The following is an 8,417-nucleotide window of genomic DNA, read 5'->3' as shown; positions in this document are numbered from 1 at the left end:
CCGGCCGGCCGGACAGTGCCTGGCGAAGCGTCACCGCCGATGCGCGAGCCTTCGGGCGAGCCCCGGGCGTGCCCAGCGTGGACCGGACGCGGCTCACCAACCCGGCTCGGCGTGCGGAGTTCAAGGTGCGAGCGCCGGGGCTTCGCGGATGCCGAATTCGTGACGCAGTACCGAGCGGGCCGCGGGGTAGCCGCACATGCCATGCACGCCGGGCCAGGAGGAGTGGTGGCGGAACACCGGTAGAGACCGCGGAACGGAGCGGAGTGCGGTACGGGGCGGTCTGGGGGGCGGGCCGGGCCAGGCTCTGCTTGAGCGTGATCGCTCCTGCACCGATGTCCCCGCCTGCGTAGTTGGGGTTGTACTTCTCGTAGGCAGCGCTGCCCAGGAGGAGGGCGACGGAGCTGCGGCCGCCGGGGAGGGGGTGGGCGTAGCCGGCCTCGGCACGCAGGAGGTCCACGTGGGTCCCCCGGCTTGGGTTTCGTGGACGCGTGCGCGCCCTGGCCGGGCGCCCAGTCGAACAGGTCCCGGGCCGACATGCCCAGCGCGGACAGGATGGCGTCCCGGTCGCACCCGGCCCCCGCACCGCGCCAACAGGCGCCCCTCCTCCGTCAGGCGGAAGAACAGACTGGGCCCTGGTCGTCGTGGACATGCGAAAGCGGGCGTGTTCGGCCCCATGCACTGGGACTCGTGACACGCCCGTCGATGCGGCGGACGCAGTATTCGCCAAGGTCGGATCGCCCCGGCGCGTCGGTGAATGTCTTCATTACATCTCGTATTACTCTTCCGCAACTGTACGGAACCGCAAAAAGCGGTACATCTGCGCAAACTTCCGGAGTGAAAATGCACAAGCTTCACAAGGCTGCCGTCCTGGCCGCCGCCCTCGGCAGCATCACCATCCTCAGCGCTGGCACCGCCAACGCCTACGGTGGGGCAGACGACATCAGGCAGGGCAGCCAGTGCCGTTCGCACGATCTGAACGTGAATGTCCTCGGTGAGGTCGGGCTCGTGAACGGCCTGCTGGGCAGCGCGCTTGGCGGCGAAGGATCGCCGGGTGCGCAGGCCACCCCGATGGGCTCCCGTATGGGCTGCAACAACGACTTCGGCGACCATGGCGGTGGGGAAGGCGGTGGCCATGGCGGCGGCAGGTAAGGGAAACCTGTAAAGATGGGCCCCGGTGTCGGCTCTCATCGGCCGGCGCCGGGGCCCTGTCAGCGTCTGCGCTCGCCAGCCTCGCGGAGTGCCGCCAGGACCCGGACGCAGGTAACCAGGTCCATGACCGCGTACCCGTCTTCGACTGACCGCCCAGGCACCTTGCCGACCGCGACCCCGTACGCGAACCCGGCGTGGTCGGCTTCTTTGTTGGCCTGGCGTATGTAGTCGGCGAGGCGGATGGAGCGTTTGGCCTTGCACTCCATCCCTGGGCACCGGCGGCCGCAACATGACCTGCGCTTGTGGGACGCTCGTAGCGGACTGCCTGGGGCCGCACGAACTGCACCTCGATCCGATACGCGTCCACGCGGTCAGGGCGAGACCGACCGCCAGCCGGTAGCGACCGGGGCGTGCACCCAGCCGCGCACCGATGAGGGCAGCCGGGGGCGGCCGCGAACGACCGTCTGCCGGCTGAACCACCAGCCCACTACGCCAGAACAGCCACAAGCCGGTTCGTCCAACCAGACCCAGGTCGATGCCCCGTCGCCGGTCCTCTCCCCGGCACGGCCGATTGGTGGCGGTGCCTTACGGCGGCCTGGTGATCGGACTTCCCGTCGCCGTCCCTGGCGTGAGCGTCTGTGTTCTGATGAACCGCGGTGGCTGCGGGCCGTTCGCGCGCTTCGTGGCGGACTTCGAACCTCCCGGCGGTCAAGGCGGACTGGAACTGCGCAACGCCGTCCCCGAGCAACAGCTGCCCGCCGAACTCCTCCCCGCGATCAGACAGGGCCTGGCGGACCCTCGGGACCGTCAGCTCGCGAGACACCGACGAGCCTGCAGAAACGACCGCCACGCCTGAGTACTTCTACCGATGTCCGGTGGAGGCCGCGAAGGCAGGATGGCTCTGTGACTGAACACGAGCACAATCCCCAAGTCCCTGCACGAGCCGCCCCTGACCGTCGGCGGGTAGAGAACGCGATGAAGGCCGTCCTCCTCGTGGCAGCCATAGCCGGAGGGCTCTTGCTGCTCTACGTGGCCCTCATGATCGGTCCCTACCTCCTATCCAACTGACCGCAACATCGCCCACCTCCGCACCGGCCTTGGGAAGCGAGCGGAGCGGGGGGAGGCGATTCAGGGCCAAGGCTGATGGCTGGGAACCGTTGGGCGGGCCGCGGTCGGCCCGCCGGGCTGCCTCGCTGGATTCCTTTGACGCTGGGCTGGCTGGGGACAGGCTCGCTCTTCGCCTGGAGCGCTTGGAAGCTCGCGCTCACGTTGTATCTGGAGATGGCACGTCCCAACGATGTCTGCCTGCCGGAAAATCTCGCCCTCGCGGTCGTGCTGCACTCCACCGCCGTTTCCGTGGGCGCACTCATGCTGTCTGCGCTCGTGCGCGCCCACAGGCACAGGCACCGCACGCCGCCCGTTGTCGCCGATATCGCCCGATGACTGTCGTGCTGCCTGGCTTACCGTCTCCAAACCAGGCTCGGTGCGTCAGGTCCGGAGCCGCAGACGGATTGCGGCGACGCAGACAGTGCCGCTGCTGTCGAAAAGGTACTTCGTCGTGAGCCTGCTGGAGCCCTCTGACCGAACTTCGTGACACCCCGGTCGTCTACGCTGGGGGGGTCGCCACTCCTGGCCACCCCAGCCCCGTCGAGGAAAGACCAGTTGACTCCGCATTCCCTCGCGTTCTACGTGGACGTGGTCACCACCGGGACGGTGCTTGGCGTCAGGCCGACCGACAGTCCCGACCGGGTCACCGCGATCCTGGGTACCGACTTCGCCGAGAACTCCCTTGACGACCACAGCATGTGGCGCGACTACGGAATGGTGGAATTCTTCTGGACCCGGGAGTCGCCGGACCACCCGTGGGAGGGCCACCACTTCACCCTGCACGTACATCGGCTGTCGTACTGGGGCGGCAGCATCGTCAACAGAGCGATTCGCGAACGGTACGGCCGCTTCGACCGCCATCTCCGGTTCGACAAACTGGAGCGGCTACTGACGAAGCGCGGCGCACGCTTGGAGGACGTTCCGGACGTGAACGCTCCGGCCTTCACCCTGCACTGGCAGCCTGCCTCCCAGGTATCCGTCATGGCGTTCCGCGCCCATGAGAAGGGGGAGCGTCGGCGCGGCAGCGACCGGATCGGTGACGTGTATGTCATCTCTGCACCGGTGAGCGCCGAGCACGTGGCATGGAACAGGGAGCGCTACGGCCGTCAGGACGCCTGAGGGGTGTCCGGTAGGTCGGCGATCGGACAGATCGGGGTTTCCAGGGGAGGGAGGCGGAGGGGCTGGAGTCCGGGCCTGTCGAGGAGGGCTTCGACCAACGGGGTGGGGTCTGCGACCTTGGTGTCGAGCAAGTCGAAGTCGGTGCAGGTGACCCAAGTCCAGTCTGCCGGGCCGATGTTGGAAGTGCTGTAGGCCATCAGGTCGGGATGGTGACAGAGGCCGCGGGTGTCACCCAGGCAGCCGGTCCTTCAGGTGATCCTCCCCCGTGCGACCGGCCGCTGGAGGCGACCGCCGTCCGGGCGCTGTGCGCGGTACCCGCGGAACGGCTGGCCGACGGACCGGCCGCGTCGTGGGCCGCCCGGCGGCGCAGTGCGCTGTGGTTCACGGCGCACCTGCTGGCCGGCGGGATCGTCAGCGGGATGACGCTGGCCGTGCCACCGGCCGCGGTGCTGCTGCTGGCCAGGCCGTTCGGGGGTGCTGCACCGGGATTCAAGTGGCTGCAGGAGTTCAGTGGTTGGACCGGCGGCGGCCGGGCTGGTCCTGCTGGCCCTGCTGTTGGGCACCGGTTGGGGCGCGGGGGTGCTACTGGCCCGTTGTGCGCCGGTGCTGCTGGGCCCCACCCCTGCCGACCGGCTGGCCGCCGCCGAGCGCCGCGCGGCCGAACTCGCGGCCCGCAACCGGCTGGCGCGCGAACTGCACGATGCGGTGGGCCACGCACTGAGCGCCGTCACCCTCCAGGCAGGGGCGGCCCGCCGGGTGCTGGACACCGACCCCGAGTTCGCCCGGCAGGCACTGGCCGCCATCGAGGACACCACCCGCGAGGCGGTCGCCGAACTCGACACCGTCCTGGGCCTGTTGCAGTCCAACGATGAAAAAACCGATGAAACCGATGAAACCGATATGACCGAAGTAGCCAGGGCGATGGTGGTGGCCGCTCCCGCGCCAACTTTGGACGGCCTGGAGGCACTGTTCCGCCGGACCCGCGCGGCGGGCGTCCGCATCACAGCGGAGCTCTCCGGGGACCACGCCGGGGTGCCGCCGGTGGTCTCGCGGGAGGCGTACCGGATCGTCCAGGGAGGGCTGAGCAACGCCCTGCGGCACGCCGGCCCGGCCTGGGTGGCCGTACAACTGCACGTGCACAACGGGGAGTTGAGTCTGACGGTGAAAAACCCGGTGGCCACTGCGGTGGATCCGGAAGGGACTGCACGTGCCGCGGGCGGGCGCGGGCTGCGCGGGATCACCGAACGCGCCCGGCTGCTCGGCGGGACGGCGTCGACCGGGGCCACGGACGGCGTCTGGCGGCTGACCGCCCGGCTGCCAGTCTCCGGACCTGCCGACGGACAACCTGCCGTCCGCGGGGACGGGGCACAGCGTGATCAGGATCGTGCTTGTCGACGACGAGCGGATGGTGCGCACCGCACTGCGGGTCATCCTGGGTGCGGAGGCCGATATGGAGGTCGTCGGCAAGGCGGCGGACGGCACGGAGGCGGTACCGCTGGTCCGCGAGGTGCGCCCGGACGTGGTGCTGATGGACGTCCGGATGCCCGGAATCGACGGGATCCGGGCCACCGAGCTGATCCTCGCCGGGTCGGCGGATCCACCACGGATCATCGTCGTCACCACCTTCGAGAACGACGCCCACGTCTACGACGCGCTACGAGCCGGTGCCAGCGGATTCCTGCTCAAGCGCGCCCACGCGGACGAACTGGTCCAGGCGGTGCGACTGGTGGCACGCAGCGACTCGCTGCTGTTCCCCTCGGCGGTACGGGCACTGGCCGCCCGTTACGCCGGGGAGCGGGCCGCGGATGACGCGGCACGGGCACTGCGGGACCGGCTGTCGGAGCGGGAGGGCGCGGTGCTGAGGCTGATGACCGCCGGGCTGACCAACGCCGAAATCGCCGGCCGACTGGGAGTCGGCCCAGCCACCGTAAAGACGCACGTCGCCGGGGTGTTGGCCAAGCTCGGAGCGCGGGATCGGACCCAGGCGGTGATCGCCGCCTACGAGTGCGGATTCGTCCGGCCAGGGTGACCGCGGACCTGTCCAGGCTCGATCGACTCCCACCAGCCCCACGATGCGCAAAATGGCGACGCGATCACCAGATGCTCCAACACGGCCGCCACCTCGGCAAGTTCACACGCGATCTGCTCTGCCTGGGCACGAAACGCTATGGCTTTCCCCAGGAGCGAGATCAACCGGCGGCCATTGCGTGGTCGCGAAGACAACGGGTTCGCACCGCCGCTGACGAGGGAGCGGAGGGGAGCCGGGTGACGCCGATCGCGCCAGTAAGTCGCCAGCCGAAGGCGAGCCCACGGGTGCCTTGTGGCGGGTTCGGCGTTTCCCAACGTCTCCCTCATAGCGTTCACCCTCAACGTATTGCAACGATCAGCCGTGCTGTCGTTGCGTTAAGCGATAGGGCGTTGCAATGATTACTCCTCATCTACCTGCAGCTATTGGGGATTTGAGGGAATGAGTCGTTGCGGGAGAGTAGAAAGCAACGTAGCTTTTCCAGCGTCCGGAAACACCGGGTCGCCGGAAACGGCGAGTCACACGCACACAGGGAGAGCATCATGCACAAGTTCAACACCCCCGCCCCGATCACCGTCGTCCTGGACGTCCCCGCCGGACGCGTCCAGTTCGTCGCCGCCGACCGTGCCGACACCACCGTTGAGGTCTTGCCGGCGAACGCCTCGAAGGGGCGTGATGTGAAGGCGATGGAGCAGACCACCGTCGAATACGCCGATGGTGTCCTGCGGGTCGTGTCCTCGGTGAAGGATCTGTACTTCGGGCCCTCGGGGGCGGTCGAGGTGACGGTCAAGCTGCCTGCCGGTTCGCGGGTCGAGGCCAAGACCGCCGGCGCAGAACTGCGGACCCTCGGTCGCCTGGGCGATGTCGTCTTCGAAGGGGCTTACCGCCAGGTCAAGTTGGACGAGACGGCGAGCCTGCGCCTGTCCGTGCTCGACGGTGACGTCGAGGTCGGCCGGCTGGGCGGGGCTGCGGAGATCAGCGCCGCACGGGGCGACATCCGCATCACCGAGGCCATGGGCGGCAAGGTCGTGCTCACCACCCAGTCCGGTGACATCACCATCGGCGCCGCCACCGGCGTCTCGGCCACCCTGGACGCCGGCACCAGCCACGGCCGCATCAGCAACGCCCTGAAGAACAACGGCACCGCCGAACTCGACATTCGCGCCACCACCTCCAACGGCGACATCACCGCCCACAGCCTCTGACGGAAACAACGCCAGGCTGCCTGTCGGCAGACGGGGACCACGGGGCTTCCCCCTCAATCGCTCGATCAAGTCCGTTCCATCAAGCCCATCAAGCGCATCTAGTCCATCAAGTCCATCAAAGGAGCACACCACCATGTCCACCACCACTCTCATCAACCAGCACGACGGCTTCTCCGAGACAGGACTGGCCCGACTGCACGACGTGCTGGCCCGGCATGTCGACTCCGGGAAGATTCCCGGGCTCGTCGCCCTGGTCAGCCGGGGCGGACAGACGCACGTCGAAGCCATCGGGACGATGCGTCACGACGGTGGCGCGCCGATGCGTCGGGACACGATCTTCCGGATGGCCTCGACGTCCAAGCCAGTCACCATGGCGGCGGCGATGGTCCTGCTCGATGAGTGCCGGATACGCCTGGACGACCTGGTGGAGACGTGGCTGCCGGAACTGGCCGACCGGCAGGTCCTCAAGCAGATCGACGGCCCGCTGGAGGACACCGTGCCGGCACGGCGACCGATCACCGTACGGGACGTGCTGACCTCCACCTTCGGGCTCGGCGTGGACCTGACGTCGATGGGCACCCCGATCATGGACGCGATCTTCGAGCGGGGCGTCTTCTCCCAGGGCGCGCAGGAGGCGCCCGGGCCGGACGAGTGGATGCGCCGCCTCGGCATCCTCCCGCTGATGCACCAGCCCGGCCGGCGCTGGCAGTACCACCTCAGCAACGACGTACTCGGCGTGCTGGTGGCTCGGGTCACCGGCCAGCCCTTCGAGACGTTCCTGCGCGAGCGCATCTTCGACCCGCTGGGGATGAAGGACACCGGTTTCCATGTCCCCGCCGACAAGATCGACCGACTGCCGACCAGCTACGTCCCCGACCCGCAGACCGGCGAGTTCACCGTCTGGGACGAGGCGGCCGGTGGACGGTACAGCCAACCGCCAACCTTCCAGTCAGGCGGCGGCGGGCTCGTCTCCACCGTGGATGACTACCACGCCTACTTCCAGATGCTGCTGAACGGCGGAACGCACGCCGGCGAGCGGATCCTGTCCCGGCCCGCCGTCGAGCTGATGACCACCAACTGCCTCACTCCCGAACAGAACGCCGCCCGCAACGCCATGGCCCGCGACAACGTCCACATCTCCTTCGGCCAAGGCCAACACGGCGGCTGGGGCTACGGCATGGCCGTACGCACCTACCGCGGCGACTACGCCCCCATCGGCCAGTTCGGCTGGGACGGCGGAACCGGCACCACCACCTACGCCGACCGCCACAACCAACTCACCGGCACTCTCCTCACCCAGATCGGAATGTCCACCCCGGACTCGGCCCGGCTCATCCACGACTTCTGGACGACCCTCTACCAAGCCATCGACAACTGACACCGGCGCCGGACACGACGACCCACACCGAGCCCACCGAGGGTGAGATCCCCTCGGTGGGCTCGGCGCGGACCCAGGTGTTGCGATGTGCCGTGGCTGAATCAGGAGGCTGCTCGACGCACCTGGCATCAGCGTCCCACCGGCGACCACCCCGACCGCCGCCCTCGCAACCCTCCAGGCCCGGGTCACCGACCTGAGCAACGACGCCAACAGCAAGATCAAGACGACGTGTTAATGATCTGCAAGCCCTTAGGAGGTGGTGGTTCTGTGTGAAAGTCGCCCGGCGCGGAGCGTGACTTTGCGCCCGAGCAACTTGACAAGGCCGGTTGAGGGACTGTCCCGTTTGGCTGATCGGGCGGGCGGCCACCGTCTTCCGGGTGCAGAATCGATAAGACGGCTGGCCGGATCCGATCGCGGACAGGCATTGTCGGCG

8 protein-coding genes and 1 pseudogene are annotated in these 8,417 nt (G+C 68.4%); 7 read left to right on the top strand and 2 right to left on the bottom strand.

All coding sequences use genetic code 11. The features are described from left to right. Positions 1–840: 840 nt before the first annotated feature. The gene (locus tag B073_RS0109855; protein WP_018537925.1) at positions 841–1,149 is read left to right on the top strand and encodes a hypothetical protein; all 309 of its coding nucleotides are present in this window, start codon (positions 841–843) and stop codon (positions 1,147–1,149) included. A gap of 59 nt (positions 1,150–1,208) precedes the next feature. On the opposite strand, the gene B073_RS39590 is transcribed toward B073_RS0109855, so the two are convergent. Then, on the bottom strand, positions 1,209–1,415 hold the full coding sequence (locus B073_RS39590; protein WP_018537924.1) for a hypothetical protein: 207 nt from the start codon (positions 1,413–1,415) through the stop codon (positions 1,209–1,211). 937 nt (positions 1,416–2,352) lie between these two features. Between B073_RS39590 and B073_RS0109840 the strand changes: the two genes are divergently transcribed. Together B073_RS0109840 and B073_RS0109835 are read left to right on the top strand one after the other, a co-directional pair. Beyond that, positions 2,353–2,592 (top strand): hypothetical protein, encoded by a 240-nt coding sequence (locus B073_RS0109840; RefSeq protein WP_018537922.1) that lies wholly within the window; start codon positions 2,353–2,355, stop codon positions 2,590–2,592. 219 nt (positions 2,593–2,811) lie between these two features. After that, the gene (locus tag B073_RS0109835; RefSeq protein ID WP_018537921.1) at positions 2,812–3,375 is read left to right on the top strand and encodes a hypothetical protein; all 564 of its coding nucleotides are present in this window, start codon (positions 2,812–2,814) and stop codon (positions 3,373–3,375) included. Here the strand turns inward: B073_RS0109835 and B073_RS0109830 are convergent. Next, positions 3,363–3,572: a hypothetical protein gene (locus tag B073_RS0109830; RefSeq protein WP_018537920.1), complete on the bottom strand. Its 210-nt coding sequence runs from the start codon at positions 3,570–3,572 to the stop codon at positions 3,363–3,365. The two genes, B073_RS0109835 and B073_RS0109830, sit on opposite strands and share 13 nt — an antisense overlap. Before the next feature lie 277 nt (positions 3,573–3,849). Here B073_RS0109830 and B073_RS49010 point away from each other — a divergent pair. From B073_RS49010 to B073_RS0109810, 4 genes and pseudogenes are all read left to right on the top strand, one after another. Then, a pseudogene (locus tag B073_RS49010) lies at positions 3,850–4,179 on the top strand (histidine kinase dimerization/phosphoacceptor domain-containing protein); the annotation flags it as partial. 568 nt (positions 4,180–4,747) lie between these two features. After that, positions 4,748–5,404, top strand: a complete 657-nt coding sequence (locus B073_RS0109820) for a response regulator transcription factor (RefSeq protein ID WP_018537918.1) — start codon at positions 4,748–4,750, stop codon at positions 5,402–5,404. A gap of 539 nt (positions 5,405–5,943) precedes the next feature. Then, complete coding sequence (locus tag B073_RS0109815) at positions 5,944–6,606, top strand: DUF4097 family beta strand repeat-containing protein (protein WP_018537917.1); 663 nt, start codon at positions 5,944–5,946, stop codon at positions 6,604–6,606. A 133-nt stretch (positions 6,607–6,739) separates the two neighbouring features. After that, positions 6,740–7,984, top strand: a complete 1,245-nt coding sequence (locus B073_RS0109810; RefSeq protein WP_018537916.1) for a serine hydrolase domain-containing protein — start codon at positions 6,740–6,742, stop codon at positions 7,982–7,984. Positions 7,985–8,417 lie beyond the last annotated feature (433 nt).

The organism is Streptomyces sp. MspMP-M5, from assembly GCF_000373585.1.
GTDB lineage: Bacteria > Actinomycetota > Actinomycetes > Streptomycetales > Streptomycetaceae > Streptomyces.
The sequence above is the reverse complement of the archived record's forward strand: the minus strand, read 5'-3'. Positions and strand labels throughout refer to the sequence as shown.

Coding starts and splice junctions, on each gene's coding strand:
- B073_RS0109855 (WP_018537925.1), top strand. CDS start 841: ATGCACAAGCTTCACAAGGCTGCCGTCCTGGCCGCCGCCCTCGGCAGC.
- B073_RS39590 (WP_018537924.1), bottom strand. CDS start 1,415: ATGGAGTGCAAGGCCAAACGCTCCATCCGCCTCGCCGACTACATACGC.
- B073_RS0109830 (WP_018537920.1), bottom strand. CDS start 3,572: ATGGCCTACAGCACTTCCAACATCGGCCCGGCAGACTGGACTTGGGTC.
- B073_RS0109815 (WP_018537917.1), top strand. CDS start 5,944: ATGCACAAGTTCAACACCCCCGCCCCGATCACCGTCGTCCTGGACGTC.
- B073_RS0109810 (WP_018537916.1), top strand. CDS start 6,740: ATGTCCACCACCACTCTCATCAACCAGCACGACGGCTTCTCCGAGACA.